General features: G+C 40.6%; 15 protein-coding genes. 8 read left to right on the top strand and 7 right to left on the bottom strand.

Annotated features, from left to right (window positions below):
* Positions 1 to 265: 265 nt before the first annotated feature.
* The 5 genes from A9Z07_RS02465 to A9Z07_RS02445 all read right to left on the bottom strand — a co-directional run bounded on the left by A9Z07_RS02465 (position 266) and on the right by A9Z07_RS02445 (position 2995).
* Positions 266 to 1051 (bottom strand): thiazole synthase, encoded by a 786-nt coding sequence (locus tag A9Z07_RS02465; protein ID WP_004639328.1) that lies wholly within the window; start codon positions 1049 to 1051, stop codon positions 266 to 268.
* A 23-nt stretch (positions 1052 to 1074) separates the two neighbouring features.
* The gene (thiS, locus tag A9Z07_RS02460) at positions 1075 to 1272 is read right to left on the bottom strand and encodes a sulfur carrier protein ThiS (RefSeq protein ID WP_005286303.1); all 198 of its coding nucleotides are present in this window, start codon (positions 1270 to 1272) and stop codon (positions 1075 to 1077) included.
* A gap of 9 nt (positions 1273 to 1281) precedes the next feature.
* Entirely contained in the window at positions 1282 to 1647 is a 366-nt protein-coding gene (locus A9Z07_RS02455) for a DUF423 domain-containing protein (protein ID WP_069576616.1), read from the bottom strand.
* Between the two features lie 107 nt (positions 1648 to 1754).
* On the bottom strand, positions 1755 to 2624 hold the full coding sequence (gene rpoH, locus A9Z07_RS02450; protein ID WP_004772546.1) for an RNA polymerase sigma factor RpoH: 870 nt from the start codon (positions 2622 to 2624) through the stop codon (positions 1755 to 1757).
* Between the two features lie 131 nt (positions 2625 to 2755).
* A complete protein-coding gene (locus tag A9Z07_RS02445; protein WP_047429137.1) occupies positions 2756 to 2995 on the bottom strand; it encodes a sulfurtransferase TusA family protein in 240 nt (79 codons plus the stop codon).
* Positions 2996 to 3351: 356 nt separating this feature from the next.
* Here A9Z07_RS02445 and A9Z07_RS02440 point away from each other — a divergent pair, with 356 nt between their 5' ends.
* From A9Z07_RS02440 to fba, 3 genes are all read left to right on the top strand, one after another.
* Positions 3352 to 3564, top strand: coding sequence for a cold-shock protein (locus A9Z07_RS02440; RefSeq protein ID WP_004653893.1), 213 nt, complete (start codon positions 3352 to 3354; stop codon positions 3562 to 3564).
* A 101-nt stretch (positions 3565 to 3665) separates the two neighbouring features.
* A complete protein-coding gene (gene rhlB, locus A9Z07_RS02435) occupies positions 3666 to 4817 on the top strand; it encodes an ATP-dependent RNA helicase RhlB (RefSeq protein WP_005257937.1) in 1152 nt (383 codons plus the stop codon).
* A 213-nt stretch (positions 4818 to 5030) separates the two neighbouring features.
* Entirely contained in the window at positions 5031 to 6068 is a 1038-nt protein-coding gene (fba, locus tag A9Z07_RS02430; protein ID WP_005230849.1) for a class II fructose-bisphosphate aldolase, read from the top strand.
* A gap of 114 nt (positions 6069 to 6182) precedes the next feature.
* On the opposite strand, the gene A9Z07_RS02425 is transcribed toward fba, so the two are convergent.
* Together A9Z07_RS02425 and A9Z07_RS02420 are read right to left on the bottom strand one after the other, a co-directional pair.
* Positions 6183 to 7499: a peptidylprolyl isomerase gene (locus tag A9Z07_RS02425; RefSeq protein ID WP_069576615.1), complete on the bottom strand. Its 1317-nt coding sequence runs from the start codon at positions 7497 to 7499 to the stop codon at positions 6183 to 6185.
* A complete protein-coding gene (locus A9Z07_RS02420; RefSeq protein ID WP_069576613.1) occupies positions 7499 to 9961 on the bottom strand; it encodes an LPS-assembly protein LptD in 2463 nt (820 codons plus the stop codon). Before A9Z07_RS02420 ends, A9Z07_RS02425 begins: the two co-directional genes overlap by 1 nt.
* A 118-nt stretch (positions 9962 to 10079) precedes the next feature.
* Here A9Z07_RS02420 and A9Z07_RS02415 point away from each other — a divergent pair, with 118 nt between their 5' ends.
* The 5 genes from A9Z07_RS02415 to A9Z07_RS02395 all read left to right on the top strand — a co-directional run bounded on the left by A9Z07_RS02415 (position 10080) and on the right by A9Z07_RS02395 (position 14560).
* The gene (locus A9Z07_RS02415; RefSeq protein ID WP_069576611.1) at positions 10080 to 11093 is read left to right on the top strand and encodes an aminoglycoside phosphotransferase family protein; all 1014 of its coding nucleotides are present in this window, start codon (positions 10080 to 10082) and stop codon (positions 11091 to 11093) included.
* A complete protein-coding gene (murU, locus tag A9Z07_RS02410; protein WP_069576609.1) occupies positions 11093 to 11782 on the top strand; it encodes an N-acetylmuramate alpha-1-phosphate uridylyltransferase MurU in 690 nt (229 codons plus the stop codon). The genes A9Z07_RS02415 and murU overlap by 1 nt, the downstream gene beginning before the upstream one ends.
* A 458-nt stretch (positions 11783 to 12240) precedes the next feature.
* On the top strand, positions 12241 to 12876 hold the full coding sequence (rsmG, locus tag A9Z07_RS02405; protein WP_069576607.1) for a 16S rRNA (guanine(527)-N(7))-methyltransferase RsmG: 636 nt from the start codon (positions 12241 to 12243) through the stop codon (positions 12874 to 12876).
* A gap of 17 nt (positions 12877 to 12893) precedes the next feature.
* Positions 12894 to 13676: a ParA family protein gene (locus A9Z07_RS02400; RefSeq protein WP_004772534.1), complete on the top strand. Its 783-nt coding sequence runs from the start codon at positions 12894 to 12896 to the stop codon at positions 13674 to 13676.
* On the top strand, positions 13673 to 14560 hold the full coding sequence (locus A9Z07_RS02395) for a ParB/RepB/Spo0J family partition protein (RefSeq protein WP_069576605.1): 888 nt from the start codon (positions 13673 to 13675) through the stop codon (positions 14558 to 14560). The genes A9Z07_RS02400 and A9Z07_RS02395 overlap by 4 nt, the downstream gene beginning before the upstream one ends.
* Positions 14561 to 14573: the final 13 nt, after the last annotated feature.

The raw sequence follows: 14573 nt of genomic DNA, 5'->3' as shown, positions 1-14573 counted from the left end.
TAATCCCTATTTATCATGTAATTAGAAAAATATGCTAAGCAAATTGCTAACACTACAAAAGTTAGAATTTTTTTTATATTTAACTTCATTTTATACTCTTGGATAACAGCATTATAAAATAAGAAAGAGTTTGACTTTTTGCGTAACAAATTCTAGCTAATGAGTTAATTTCACTAGAGTTAAGCTGAACACAACTTCATCATAATAGTATTGTTCATAAGAGAAAAGTAACGAAGGGGTAGAATTTATCCCTTCGTTAAACAAATTATTTAAAGAAATACCCAGTCTCAGGCGAGCTGGCATTCGCCATACGCTTACGTGGCATACGACCTGCTAAAAATGCTTCACGACCTGCTTCAACGGCTTTCTTCATGGCAGAAGCCATCAGAATCGGGTTTTGAGCGGCAGCAATCGCCGTATTCATAAGAACGCCATCACAACCGAGTTCCATTGCAATGGCAGCGTCACTGGCTGTACCAACACCCGCATCTACCAAGACAGGAACCTTAGCATTTTCTTTAATGATTGAAATGGTATGTGGATTCAAAATACCAAGACCTGAACCAATCAAACTACCCAAAGGCATAATCGCAACACAGCCCATGCTTTCAAGTTCTTGCGCAACAATCGGGTCGTCTGAGGTATACACCATGATTTCGAAACCATCATCAATCAATGTTTGCGCTGCTTTCAGGGTTGCAGTGACATTTGGATATAAGGTTTTTTCATCACCGAGTACTTCTAATTTTACCAGATTATGACCATCAAGTAGCTCACGTGCCAGCATACAGGTACGAATCGCGCTATCCGCATCGAAGCAACCTGCGGTATTTGGCAGAATCGTGTATTTCTCAGGTGGAATCACTGAAAGTAGATTCGGTTGATCGGCATGCTGACCGATATTTACACGACGAATCGCAACGGTAACAATTTCTGCACCACTTGCTTGAATGGCTAAATCGGTTTCATTTAAATCTTTATATTTACCAGTTCCGACCAATAAACGTGATTGAAATGTACGTGAACCAATAATTAAAGGGGAATCTTGCATGGGCTTACTCCATTTTTAGCCAATTAGCCGCCACCAACAGCTTGAATAATTTCAATACGATCTTCAGGAGCAATTAAGGTCTGCTCAAGTCTACTTTTCGGAATAATCTGTTGGTTCTTCTCTACAGCGAAGCGTTTACCTTCAAGCGTCAAGCTTTGAATGAGTTGCTGTAGATTTTCACAAGACGTGTCTGTTGACTCGCCATTTAAATAGATGTGCATGATAAATCCTTATTTCGCATGCTTAATCGCTTGCCATGCGAGTATTACCCAGCCTGCAATCATAAATGCACCGCCAATTGGGGTGATTGCACCTAAGATTCTCGGTAGACCAAGCGCCATAATGTACAACGAACCACAGAAAAAGATGATGCCAATTTGGATCAAAATATAAGGAATTTTTATTGAGAAAGTTGGCGTGGTTTTATGTAGGACACCTAAAATCAGTAAGCCCAGCGCATGATAGAAAAAGTACTGGGTTGCAGTACTCCACCAAGCGAGCTGCTCTGGTGTAGCAAAAGATTTAAGACCATGCGCACCGAAAGCACCGACCATGACTGCAAGCGCAAGATTAAGCGCTGAGATTGCTATCCACATAATGAGAATGGAACAAGAAACTTGATGAACAAAGTTAACATATTCGGATGTTTAAACAAAGCTAGATAAAACAAAAGGGCATGAAAGCCCTTGTGTTTGATTTAATCTTAACTCGCTGACATAGCGGTTTTGATTTTTTCCATTGCATTCTTTTCTAACTGGCGGATACGCTCAGCAGAAACGTTATATTCAGCTGCCAACTCATGCAAAGTTGACTTGTCATCATCTAACCAGCGACGTTGCAAAATATTACGCGAACGGTCATCAAGCTGATCCATTGCCTCGTGTAAAGCAGAAGTACTTTGCTCTTCGTAGTCTTCTTCTTCAACTAGACGTGCTGGATCGTAACGATTATCTTCTAAATACAGCGCTGGAGCAGTGTGTGGTGTATCGTCATCATCATCGCCTTGCGCTTCAAAAGCAGCATCATAAGCGGTTAAACGACCTTCCATTTCTAACACCTGCTCAGGTGTTACATTTAAATCATTAGCAATCGATTTTGCTTCTTCTAGCGTCAATCGTTTACTTGATTTCTTGAGGCTACGTAAATTAAAGAATAGTTTACGTTGAGCCTTGGTGGTCGCGATTTTGACGATACGCCAGTTACGAATCACATATTCATGAATTTCAGCTTTGATCCAGTGCACAGCAAAAGAAACTAAGCGAACGCCCATATTCGGATCAAAGCGCTTAACGGCTTTCATTAACCCGAGGTTACCTTCTTGGATGAGATCACCTTGTGGTAATCCGTAACCTGCATAGCTACGTGCTATATGTACGACAAAGCGGAGATGTGACATTACCAATAGTTTGGCAGCATCAAGGTCTTGGTCATAATAATAACGCTCAGCAAGTTCTTTTTCCTGCTCGGCCGTTAAAATTGGAATTTGATTGACAGTACTGATATATGCACCAAGGTTTACGCCTGGCGCAGACAATGACAGGGGCATCAATTGATTGCTGCTGTCAGTAGTCATGGAGTCTCCTTATAGGATGGTATTTGAGTCAACAATTTCATCTTAATGCGAATGTTCTTCATCACTAAGGAAATTTGAGTATAGAAATGTAAAGTTAACTATTTTATCTTTACCAAGAGTTTAGCAAAGAATCACATAGATTCAATTAAATAGTGAAATTCATTGTCTGAAATTTTTTGTGTCTGGCACTGAAGTTGCTGAATTTGGCAATATCGTGTTACATCAATTTCACTGTGCGGATCTGATGATTTCAATAAAAACTGTATTGGACGGTCTGCTTTTTTTAAAGCGCGCTTTAACATCAATAGGGGCATTGGGCAGGGTTGTCCCAAGGCATCAATAATTTCAGGTGAATTTGGTGTACCAGTCATAAGCATTTAAATTGTTCCATTCAAATGTATGTTAACAAATTTTGGCGTAATTTTTATGATAAAAATTTCATTAAAAAAACAGCTAAATTATTGAAAAAACCTGATAGAACATGTGGAAATAACTAAAAATAATCCTATTAATTGTCATAAACCCGTGCTAAGCTCGATGCGTTTTAGGAAGAGTTTAATACAATATTAATGTAATAAACCCTATAACAAATGGATGTAACCGGAAATTGTTGATAGTTTTACAGAATGATTACAAGCTTTAAAATTATAAATATTTTAAAACCTTGTTGGCTCTGCTGTTTGCAACACCGGAAGGTCCTTATCTTTCAATATCTGAGGATTGACTTATGACAGCTCGTGAACAAGGCGTAGTAAAGTGGTTTAACGACACTAAAGGCTTTGGTTTTATTCAGCGTAATGGTGGTGATGACGTATTCGTTCATTTCCGCGCAATTATGGGTGATGGCCACCGTTCTTTACGTGACGGCCAACGCGTAGAATTCAGTGTTGTTCAAGGACAAAAAGGTTTCCAGGCTGAAAACGTTCAGCCTTTAGACTAATTTGTTGCTTTAACGCAATATAAAAACGCTCCAATGTAATTTGGGGCGTTTTTGTTTATAATAGCCACTTTCTTTTGGTCATTGATGGTTCGAGAGCATATATGACATCTGGTTTTGAAACCTTAAATTTACATCCGCAGTTGAAGAAAGCGATTGATGCTTTGGGTTTTACAAAAATGACCCCAATTCAGCAAAAGGTTTTAAAATATACATTAGCAGGGCATGATGCCATTGGTCGAGCGCAAACGGGTACGGGTAAAACCGCTGCTTTTTTGATTAGCGTGATCAATGATCTGTTAAATAATCCAGTTCAAGAACAGCGTTTTCGTGGTGAGCCACGTGCGTTAATTTTAGCGCCAACTCGTGAGTTAGCGTTACAGATCGAAAGTGATGCACAAGCATTAACCAAATTTTCAAATTTACATCTGGTCACTTTGTTGGGCGGCGTAGATTTTGAAAAACAAAAGAAAATGTTAGACCGTAATTTTGTCGATATTATTGTGGCTACTCCCGGTCGTCTAATTGATTTTGTCGAGCAAAAAGAAGTCTGGTTAGACAAAATTGAATTCTTGGTCATTGATGAAGCAGATCGCTTGCTCGATATGGGCTTTATCCCGTCAGTAAAGCGAATTGTTCGTTTTTCACCATTTAAAGAGCAACGTCAAACTTTAATGTTCTCTGCAACATTTAGCTACGATGTTCTTAATCTTGCGCGTCAATGGTTATTTGAGCCGGTTACGGTAGAAATTGAACCTGAGCAAAAAACCAATAACGACGTTGAACAGCGTGTGTATGTGGTTGCGAAAGAAGATAAATACAAACTATTGCAAGAGATTTTGCGCGAAGAACCGATTGATAAGGTGATGATCTTTGCAAATCGTCGTGATCAGGTGCGTCGTTTGTATGATCATTTAAAACGTGACGGTTATCGTGTGGGTATGTTGTCGGGTGAAATTGCACAAGATAAGCGTTTGAAGATGTTAGATCAATTCAAGCAAGGTAAGAACAATATTATGATCGCGACTGATGTTGCTGGTCGTGGTATTCATGTGGATGGCGTTTCGCATGTCATTAACTTTACCTTACCTGAACAGTCTGATGACTATGTACATCGTATTGGTCGTACTGGTCGTGCAGGTGCGCAAGGTGTAAGTATTAGCTTCTTATCGGAAGATGATGCTTTCTATTTGCCTGAAATTGAAAAAGCGATTGGTAAGAAATTGCCTTTAACGCGTCTGGATGGTTATTGCTAAGTCTGAAACTACTTTGATTTAAGCGATTTCTGACAGAGAAAGTTTTTCAAAAAAAGACCAAATTATTTTGTGATTTGGTCTTTTTTATTATTTAGTAAGATTTGCTACTCAAATTACACAAAAGATTAAAGATTTTTTTATAATTCCTGTGATTAGTTGCTGAATTGAAATAAATCAACATGTAGAATATGGCGCATTACCTGGGAGGATATTATGGCTCTAATCTCAATGCGCCAGCTCTTGGATCACGCTGCAGAATATAACTACGGCGTACCAGCGTTTAACGTAAACAACTTAGAACAAATGCGTGCAATCATGCTCGCTGCGGATGCAACAAATTCACCTGTGATCGTGCAAGCTTCAGCTGGTGCGCGTAAATATGCAGGTGCACCTTTCTTACGTCATCTTATTTTAGCTGCGATTGAAGAGTGGCCACATATTCCAGTGGTAATGCACCAAGATCATGGTACAAGTCCAGATGTTTGCCAACGTTCGATCCAGTTGGGCTTTAGCTCAGTCATGATGGATGGTTCATTGGGTGCAGATGGTAAGACACCAACAACTTATGATTATAACGTTGATGTCACCCGTCGCGTAGTTGCAATGGCGCATGCTTGTGGTGTTTCAGTTGAAGGTGAGATTGGTTGCTTAGGTAGCCTTGAAACTGGTATGGCTGGTGAAGAAGATGGTGTTGGCGCTGAAGGCGTACTTGATCACTCTCAATTATTGACTTCTGTTGAAGAAGCGACTCAGTTTGTTGCTGATACCAATGTGGATGCTTTGGCAATTGCTGTTGGTACTTCACACGGTGCGTATAAGTTTACTCGTCCACCTACAGGCGATATTCTTGCAATTGACCGTATCAAAGAAATTCATGCTGCATTGCCAAACACGCATCTTGTAATGCATGGTTCAAGCTCTGTGCCGCAAGAATGGTTAGCTGTAATTAACCAGTATGGTGGTGATATTAAAGAAACTTATGGTGTGCCTGTAGATCAGCTTGTAGAAGCGATTAAACATGGTGTGCGTAAGATTAATATTGATACCGATTTACGTTTGGCTTCTACGGGTGCAATGCGTCGTATGATGGCGGAAAAACCAAGTGAATTTGATCCACGTAAATTCTTTGGTGAAACTGTTGAAGCAATGAAAGAAATCTGTGTTGCTCGTTACGAAGCATTCGGTACAGCAGGTCATGCAGACAAAATTCGTCCAATTTCTTTAGAGAAAATGGTTGATCGTTACAAATAATTGATTTGTAATGCAGAAAAATAGCGGCAATTGTCGCTATTTTTTTATTTGTATTTTTCTGGGCAATAAAAATGTCAGCACATGGCTGACATTTTCACTTCACTTAAGCTCAACTTACTTTTTTTGCTGAGCTTTAGAGTCTAGGTTGGCATCTTTGATTTCAACATAAGCATTGGCGCGAAGTTCACGCATCCAGCTGTCTACTTCAGTGTCAAACTGACGTTCGCCCAAGATTTGACGTGCCATACGTTCTTGCACTTCTTTAGTCATATCTTGTTGGCGAGTATCGGTGACTTGCAGAATGTGCCAGCCAAATTGACTTTGGAAGGGTTGGCTAACTTGACCAACAGGTGTCTCTTTCATTACTTTTTCAAACTCAGGCACCATCACACCTGGGCTAACCCAGCCTAAGCTACCGCCATCACGTGCAGAGCCAGTATCATTTGAATAAGTAGCTGCCAAGGTTGCGAAATCATCACCCGCTTTAGCACGATTGTAGAGGCTATCAATCATTTGCTTGGCGCGATCTAAGCTTACGACTTCTGAAGGTTGAATCAGAATATGGCGAGTCTTGTATTGTGGAATCAGTGCTTTTTGTTCATTTTGCTTACGTTCTAATAACTTTAATACGTGTGTTCCATCACGTACATTGATCAGCTCGGTTGTTTGTCCCACTTGAAGTGGGGTGATACGTGCTGCCAATTCAGTTGGAATCTCAGATAATGAACGGAAGCCCATATCAAGACCATCTACTTTTACAGCACCAGTTGAAAACTTGGTGCTAATCGCTTTAGGGTCATCACTGGTAGTGAGTGATTGTTTAACCTGCTGAGCGACTTGCTGTACATCACTGGTGTTATCACCCGAGATACGCATATGGATGACATGAACTTGTGTACCCAGTGCAGCTTGACCTTCTGGTGATTTCAGGAAGTTTTCAACATCATGGTCACTGATTTTAATGCGTGACATCACTTGTTGTTGACGTAAACGGCCAATTGCAAGATCTTCTGCAACACGGTTACGCAAGTTTTCGTAAGTACCTGGTGCAATAGCATCTAGTTTTTGCTGAAAAGCTTCTAGTGAGTTTGCACCAGACTGATTTGCAACTTTCAGTACAGCAGCATTCAAGCTTTTCTCATCGGCTTTAATACCGTAACGCTTAACCTGTTCAAGTTGCGCTTGGCGTACAATCAGTTGATCTAAAACCTGCATTTGCAAGTATTGTTGCGGTGGAACAGTTTTGTTTTGTGCTTTTAATTGGTGTTCTGTTTCAGCAACACCTTGTTCTAAATCACTTTTAAGAATGACACTACTATCCACAATTGCAACAACCTCATCCGTTGGTTGAGCAAAGCTTTGCATTGATGAAGAAATTAGGGCAGCGAGAACAGTGGCTCTAAAGATATGTTGAAAAGGTTTTATCTTCATTAACGTTGTGTCCAAGATTGATTAATTTTGTTGAAACCTAAAACTCTATTCTCCAGAAGTGAAGCGAGCTTATTGTTTAAAGCACCAAGACCTTTTAGCGTGAATTCAGCCATAACCGCATTCTTTTTACGCACGTCTGGGGTATTTGGATCATCCAGATCGTTATAGTAAGAGCGGCCATAGACTGACACAGCCCAACAACAAGATTCATAATTTACGCCAAGTAAGTATTCGCGCATGACATTGTTGTCGATGTCGTATTGAGCATGACCCATAATACGCCAATTGTCTTTTACAGGTTGTATAAAGGATGCAACCACTTGATCGTAAGAATTTTGACGGTCTTCAATTTTCTTTCTATAGAAATAACCTAAGTTATAGAGATTGCCTTTATCGCCTGTATAGTAGGCTTGGAAATCACGTTGCGCATTATCACCATTTTCCATCCATGCTGAGTTAGAGCTAATGGTGAAATTTTGATTCAGCTGACTAGATAAACTTACAATCGGGCCTGTGCGACGTTGTGTATCAAATTCATCTGGTTTTTCATTTAGGCTTACACGACGATCACTGAAATAGTAACTTTGCCCGACACTCGCCTTGATGCGTTCTAAACCTTCAGTATCTAAAAGGCTATATGTCACCCCAAGTGATAGGAAATTATTGTCATCTAAACGGTCATGCCCATAGAAACGGTAGGGGTTAAACAGTTGGTCGTAATTAATTGACGCTGAAGTCGAGTCAAAGTTTGGATGATCATCCTGATTTCTATAAGGTGAATATGCATAAAAAGCACGAGGGGAAATACTTTGGAGGTATTTACCATCTTTTTCAAAAGTTACACCAGTTGCAAGTGTGAATTGAGGTACAACCACAGATTTCTCTTGATTATCAGCTCCCTGACTTGCTTGTGCATCTTTATCATAGAACGTATTGATACTACGAACAGAAACTTCTGGAACGACATAGAACCATGATGGCGTTAGATAATTATATCGAACTGCAAACTGGTTGTAGATACGGGTACCACTTGATTCGGGTGCAGAACCATCGTCAATTGATTTCTTGAAATATGCGGTATCATTATTAAACTCATACTGTAGGCCTTGTGGGTCACCAGTGACATAATTTAATAAGAATTGCGGCAATCGTGCATATGGTTTGTCTTTGTCTTCAATCGTTTTATCCAAAGTCTGGAAATCTTCGACTTTTAACTGAGCTCTAAGACCGGGGATGCCATTACCATAATTCAGTTCCCAAGCACGACGTAAATTTAGATCTGTACGTGTGTTGGGGTTGTTATTAAAGTCTGCAAAATAATCTTTATCTGATGCGTAGTTATATTCTAGGTTAGTCGACCACTGATCATTGATGCTCCAATTGTGAAGAAAGTGTAGGTCTTCACGATCTTGGTCATCATATTGATTATCTTGTCCAATATAACCGCCCCAAATACGACCAGAACCAAAATTTTCGGTCATATAACGGAATTCAGCATCTAATTTCGCTCCACGTTTACTCATAAAGCTCGGTGTGAGCGTAAGATCGTAATTCGGTGCAAGGTTTAGATAAACTGGTGCAGCAAGTTGAGCTCCACCGTCATTACTGTAGCCAAAGTTTGGACTCAGTAGACCTGTGGTACGGCGGTCATCAATTGGGAAATTGAAATATGGAACTGCAAGTACCGGCACATCTTTAACATAGAATTTTGTACCGCGTGTGACACCACGACCTGTATCCTGATTTAACTCAATTTCTTTGGCCTGAATTTTCCATGCTGGTTTTTGTTCTGGTGGACATGCGGTATAACTTGCATCTTTAAAGATCACCAGATTTTCGTTGGCACGTTTGATCTGAGTGGCATGACCATGTGCATGTTGTTGTTCTGAGATATAGAAACTATTGTTTAAATCCCCAGTCTGGGTCTTTAAATTATAGTCAATTGCATCACTTTGGGTGAGGAGACCCGACTGAGCAAGTTGTACTCGACCTTCGGCATTGGCATGCGTTTGTGTTGAGTCAATAGTGACCTGATCGGCACGAATAGTACGGCCTTCCTGATCAATGACAACATTGCCTTGCAGAACTGAATCGCCCGCTGGATTGTAGTGTCCATAGTCAGCGGTAATCACTGAAGTGGTGGTACTCGCATCTCCCGCTTTGGTTTCAGGGTTAATTGGTGTTACCCAAGTCCCTTGGCAAAAAGAAGAGCTTAAATAGCGGTTATCACGCAATTGGGCTTCTGGTGCAGATTTGTCTACATAATATTGCTGGAAAAAATGTTCCCCAGGATAACTTTCTTGGTCTTGCTGTCCTTGATTTCGAATGGCTGCTTTGAGCTGTTTGTTGTCAAGCGTAGAGACAGCATCAGCTTGTGCCGCGAAACTGGATTGAATCGAGCCGCCACACAAGAGTGTCAAAATAGCTGTTGCTAAAGGATTAAATTTAAACTGATGTTTCATTGTCTCATTAACCAGTACGCTAATTCACAATTAATTATTGTCGCATCATAGAGAAAAAGTTGATAAGTGGCTACACTTAAGCTTTCAAAATCTCAGCTAGTTTTAGATTTTATTGCAAATGAATACACAACGTGAACAATTGATACAAACTTGGCTTCAAGCCACTCTCCAATCTGATCAATTCGAGATCAACTTTTTAGCAGGAGATGCAAGCTTTCGTCGTTATGCGCGAATTAAGTTACAAAACAAAACATATATGCTCATGGATGCGCCGCCTGAAAAAGAAGATTGTGCGCCATTTGTAAATATCGATGAGTTCTTTGACAAAAATGGTGTGCGTGTTCCGCATATTGTTGCCAAAGACCTGACATTGGGTTTATTGCTTCTGGAAGATTTTGGTGATGTGGTGCTATCAACATTACTGAATGATCAAACAGTTGATGAATACTATGCTCAAAGCTTTAAACAGTTGATCGAGCTACAACAGATTGATGGGCAGGCTCATTTGCCAGCGTATTCTTATGAAAAGCTCATGACGGAAATGCGTTTGCTAACAGAATGGATGTTGCCTTCATTAAAGATTCAGCCGACAGAGCAGCAGTTGGAAACCATTGAGCAAGCTTTTGATTTTCTGGCGATCGAAGCATCTCAGCAGCCGCAAGTAATTGTACATCGTGATTTTCATAGTCGTAATTTAATGAAAATTGAAAATGAACAAGAGTTAGGGGTGATTGATTTTCAGGATGCTGTGATTGGCGCAGATACTTATGATCTGATTTCGATTACGCGTGATGCCTACGTGCAGTGGAATGCTGAGCGTGTTTATCAATGGTTTGAAATGTTCTACAACTTATTGCCAGCTTCTGCCAAAGAAAATCGTAGTTTTGAGCAGTTCAAGCGTGATGCAGACCTGATGGCGATTCAACGTCACATCAAGATTTTAGGTATTTTTGTCCGTTTATTCGAACGTGATGGCAAATCAGGTTACTTAAAAGACTTACCGCGAGTGATGTGGTATTTACTTGAAGAAAGCCAAGGTTATGATGAGTTGAATGACTTTATGCAATTTATCCGTGACGTTGTCATGCCTAAGTTCATTGCCCAATATGGTGATTACGAGGTTGCAGCATAATGAAAGCGATGATTCTTGCTGCTGGTTTAGGCAATCGCATGCGTCCATTGACTTTGCATACGCCGAAGCCTTTGCTAGAAGTCGGCGGGAAACCGCTGATTGTCTGGCATATTGAAAAGTTGCAGAAGGTCGGTGTCACAGAGATTGTGATCAATACGGCTTGGTTAGGCGATAAGCTTGTTGCTGCTTTAGGTGATGGTTCGCAATTTGGTGTCACTATTTTGTGGTCACATGAAGGCGAAGGTCTGGAAACAGCAGGCGGCATCATCAACGCTTTGCCATTGCTGGGTGAGGAACCGTTCATTTTGGTGAATGGGGATGTCTGGACCACGATGGACTTTTCAACGCTGTTAAATGTTCAGTTAGAAGACAAGCAGGCGCATTTGGTTTTGGTCGAAAACCCGCCTCAACATTTAAAAGGAGACTTCATCCTGGCAAATGATTTAGCTTATACTTTTGAGCAGGAACAGTTGGGAGAAGCCTTAACCTATAGCGGTGTTGCTGTTCTAGCGCCACACATGTTTACTGGGCTAGAAAATGGCAAACGACCTTTGGCGCCTTTGTTGAAACAGGCGATGCAACAGCAGCTAGTTTCAGCTGAAAAGATGCAGGCGATCTGGGTCGATGTAGGAACGCCTGAGCGTCTAGAACAGCTTGATCAACAAATCAAGCAAGGCGCGTTTGTATAGGGGCTGTTTACACTTCACAGATGCTTGCGACAGGGTGATTTTTTAGATGATACAAGGCATGTTTTGCGCAACTTAGTTATTCTAAGTAATGAGTAGCGACTAAAGCTGTGTAAGATAACGTAGTAGCGGCAAAAAAATATCCCTGTCCCGTAGGGTTATGGCTAAAATCTCCATAAACCGCGTTATGAAACTTGACAAGGGTGTGCCATTGCCTGCGTTTCATGCCTTGTTTATGTCATTTTAGCCGATAACGCAATGCATGGCTGAAATGTCAACAGACCCTAAAAAAAATGCTTTGTCTATCTTTGATTTGCCTAAGAAAAGACAAAAACTTAATGGATTGTGCAGTTTATCATGCTTGTAAATGATTAACTGCATAATCGTTCAACAAGTCCTACTGTGCCTTGTATCAGAAATCGGTATACTGCACAGCAAATTTATCGAGATGTTGCACTGTTATGCATCCTTTTTTTCAAGAATTAAAGCAAGGTAGTCAAGCTCTGGGTCTGAACCTGAGTGAGGACACCCTAACACTCTTATTGAAATATCAAGATGCTCTGGTGCTGTGGAATAAGGCATATAATTTAACGGCTATTCGTGAGCCGAAAGAAATGCTGGTTAAACATTTATTAGATAGCTTAAGTATCTTGAATGATTTGCCGCAAGGTCGTTTATTAGATGTAGGAACGGGTGGTGGAATGCCAGGCATGATCATTGCATTATGCCAACCAGAACGTTCTTGTGTCCTTTTGGATTCGAACGGAAAAAAAATTCGTTTCCTGAAGCAGTTTATTGCTGACTTGAAACTGCAAAATGTAATTGCAGTTCAAACACGTGTTGAAAATGAAGATAGTATTGGTGAACTAGGTCAGTTCGATGTCATTACAAGTCGCGCATTTGCGTCTTTAACCGACTTTGTCGATGCTGCACAACCATATATGCATGAGCAGAGTATTATTGCTGCAATGAAAGGCTTGATTCCAGCTGATGAAATTGAGCAAATGAAAAATGAGTATTCATGTAAGATCATTGAACTTCGTGTCCCGAGATTAGATGAACAACGTCATTTACTTTTACTTCAACGTATTCAATAAAAATATTAAGGGTAATCATGGCTCAAATTATTGCGATTGCAAACCAAAAAGGTGGTGTAGGGAAAACCACGACAGCAGTCAATCTTGCTGCCTCTTTGGCGATCTTGAAGAAACGTGTCTTGTTGGTTGATATGGACTCACAAGGGAATGCCACCATGGGGTCTGGCATTCAAAAGAATGATTTACTGTACTCGGTGACAGATGTATTGCTGGGTGAAGTGCCGATTGAAACTGCGATTCAGAAAGCAGAAGTCGGTTATAAGGTTTTAGGTGCGAACCGTGAATTGGCTGGGGTAGAGCTTGCAATTGCAGAACAGGAAGGGCGTGAGTTCATTCTTAAAAATGCCTTGCAGGAAGTAGAGTCTGCCTTTGACTATATTATTGTCGATTGTGCACCAAGCCTCAGCTTGATTACCGTAAATGCCTTAGCTGCCGTAAACGGCGTGATTATTCCAATGCAATGTGAATACTATGCACTGGAAGGTTTGGCTGATCTTACGCAAACCATTGACCGTATACAAAAAGCCCTTAATCCAAACTTGGAAATTGTAGGGGTATTACGTACCATGTATGACGCTCGTAATGCATTGACACGTGATGTTTCTGCCGAGTTAGAGCAATATTTTGGTAAAAAGTTATACGAGACAGTGATTCCTCGTAATATCCGTTTGGCGGAAGCGCCAGCACATGGTTTACCTGTGATCTATTTTGAGAAAAGTTCTAAAGGCGCTATTTCATATTTGAATCTCGCTGCAGAAATATTGAAGAAAAGTAAAGTGAAAAAAGGAAGTGCTGTATGAGCATCAAAAAACGCGGATTGGCTAAAGGTCGTGGTTTAGATGCGCTATTAGGTTCAATTCAAAAAGAGAAATTGCAACTTGAAGCACAGGCCTTGGATCATGGTCAACTCAAGCAAATTGATGTCAATTTATTAAAACGTGGTGAATATCAGCCACGTCGCTTTATTCATGAACAAGACTTACAAGAGCTTGCAGCATCGATTGAAAAACATGGTGTGATGCAACCGATTGTCATTCGTCCTGTCGACGATGAGCAGCAACCATACGAAATTATTGCCGGTGAGCGTCGTTGGCGCGCAGCGCAGTTGGCGGGTTTGACTGAAATTCCTGCGATTGTGCGTGATTTAAATGATCAGGTTGCCATTGCTTTAGCGTTAATTGAAAACATTCAGCGTCAGGATTTAAATCCAATTGATCAGGCAATGGCTTTACAGCGTTTCCATGATGAGTTCGGTTTAAGTCATCAGGAAATTGCTGATACCGTTGGCAAGGCACGTACCACCGTGAGTAATTTATTGCGCCTTTTGAGTCTTGCTGATCCGATTAAAGACTTGATGCAACAAGGCCAAATTGATATGGGACATGCACGTGCCATTCTTGCGCTAAAAACCAAAGACCAGATTTCAGTCGCGCAGATCGTGATTGAAAAAGGTTTATCTGTACGTCAAACTGAACAGTTAGTACGTGAGTGGAGTGAACCAAAACCTGAAAAGGAAAAGGCTCAGATTTCTCCTGACATTGAACAATTGACTCAGAAACTCTCAGAACGTTTCGGAGCAAATGTAAAAATTGACCATAACCAGAAAGGTAAAGGGAAAATGGTCATTCACTACCACTCATTGGATGAGTTGGATGGAATCCTCAATATTTGTTTACCTAACTAATATTTAGGATACG

Origin of the sequence: Acinetobacter sp. YK3, assembly GCF_001729365.1 — a bacterium.
Classification (GTDB): Bacteria; Pseudomonadota; Gammaproteobacteria; order Pseudomonadales; family Moraxellaceae; genus Acinetobacter; species Acinetobacter vivianii.
The sequence above is the reverse complement of the archived record's forward strand: the minus strand, read 5'-3'. Positions and strand labels throughout refer to the sequence as shown.

Coding starts and splice junctions, on each gene's coding strand:
- rsmG (WP_069576607.1), top strand. CDS start 12,241: ATGCATCCTTTTTTTCAAGAATTAAAGCAAGGTAGTCAAGCTCTGGGT.
- A9Z07_RS02395 (WP_069576605.1), top strand. CDS start 13,673: ATGAGCATCAAAAAACGCGGATTGGCTAAAGGTCGTGGTTTAGATGCG.
- rhlB (WP_005257937.1), top strand. CDS start 3,666: ATGACATCTGGTTTTGAAACCTTAAATTTACATCCGCAGTTGAAGAAA.
- thiS (WP_005286303.1), bottom strand. CDS start 1,272: ATGCACATCTATTTAAATGGCGAGTCAACAGACACGTCTTGTGAAAAT.
- A9Z07_RS02415 (WP_069576611.1), top strand. CDS start 10,080: ATGAATACACAACGTGAACAATTGATACAAACTTGGCTTCAAGCCACT.
- fba (WP_005230849.1), top strand. CDS start 5,031: ATGGCTCTAATCTCAATGCGCCAGCTCTTGGATCACGCTGCAGAATAT.
- murU (WP_069576609.1), top strand. CDS start 11,093: ATGAAAGCGATGATTCTTGCTGCTGGTTTAGGCAATCGCATGCGTCCA.
- A9Z07_RS02465 (WP_004639328.1), bottom strand. CDS start 1,051: ATGCAAGATTCCCCTTTAATTATTGGTTCACGTACATTTCAATCACGT.
- A9Z07_RS02455 (WP_069576616.1), bottom strand. CDS start 1,647: ATGTGGATAGCAATCTCAGCGCTTAATCTTGCGCTTGCAGTCATGGTC.
- A9Z07_RS02400 (WP_004772534.1), top strand. CDS start 12,894: ATGGCTCAAATTATTGCGATTGCAAACCAAAAAGGTGGTGTAGGGAAA.
- A9Z07_RS02445 (WP_047429137.1), bottom strand. CDS start 2,995: ATGACTGGTACACCAAATTCACCTGAAATTATTGATGCCTTGGGACAA.
- A9Z07_RS02440 (WP_004653893.1), top strand. CDS start 3,352: ATGACAGCTCGTGAACAAGGCGTAGTAAAGTGGTTTAACGACACTAAA.
- A9Z07_RS02425 (WP_069576615.1), bottom strand. CDS start 7,499: ATGAAGATAAAACCTTTTCAACATATCTTTAGAGCCACTGTTCTCGCT.
- rpoH (WP_004772546.1), bottom strand. CDS start 2,624: ATGACTACTGACAGCAGCAATCAATTGATGCCCCTGTCATTGTCTGCG.
- A9Z07_RS02420 (WP_069576613.1), bottom strand. CDS start 9,961: ATGAAACATCAGTTTAAATTTAATCCTTTAGCAACAGCTATTTTGACA.